The following is a 561-nucleotide window of genomic DNA, read 5'->3' as shown; positions in this document are numbered from 1 at the left end:
TCGCATAGATCGTACAGTGTCGAAAGACGCGCCACGGGCAAGCCACTGTGGCTGCCAAAATGTTGGGCCTGGTGTGACGCCAGTGGCAGGTGAACCATCGAGCCATCCACACCGAGCAGGCGCAGGCCCTGCCAGCGTCGGCGCAGCCGCTGTTGGTCGAGCTGGCGCTGGAGCACGTCATTCAGAGCCACCAGCGCTGAGGGGTTGAGCTTGTTCCGGGCCTTGCTGAACGCCTGCGCGGTGACGCTCTGGCCTTCGAGCGGCGATTGGTGAAGCGTTTGAAAGAACTGATCCAGCTCGGTCTGAAGGGCGCTGTTGGGCTGGTTGAGCAGGAAAAGAATCAGGTTGCGGAAGCTCAGGCAGCGTTGTCGCGTGAAATCGGTCGCTTTTCGCCGGTGGGCAGCAATAAAGTCAGGGCAATCAAGCAGACTGGTTACTTTCTGTACAATTTGTAGTCAAGGTTTGGGGGCTGATGTCAACTGCTGGGTCGTATTGTTGGCTCAAAACCGTGTCTCCCGTTCCGGTTGGTGAGCCCTAATTATATGATATTTTGGGGAAAAT

General features: G+C 57.0%; 1 protein-coding gene. It reads right to left on the bottom strand.

The annotated features are described in order from the left end of the window. The coding region (locus AC1RQI_RS17025) for a transposase (protein WP_481905804.1) at positions 1-449 on the bottom strand (449 nt) is incomplete at its 3' end. Positions 450-561: the final 112 nt, after the last annotated feature.

The sequence above is a fragment of the Salicola sp. AFF1 genome, from assembly GCF_056783195.1.
Note: the sequence above shows the minus strand (reverse complement) of the source record. Positions and strands in the feature narration are given on the sequence as shown.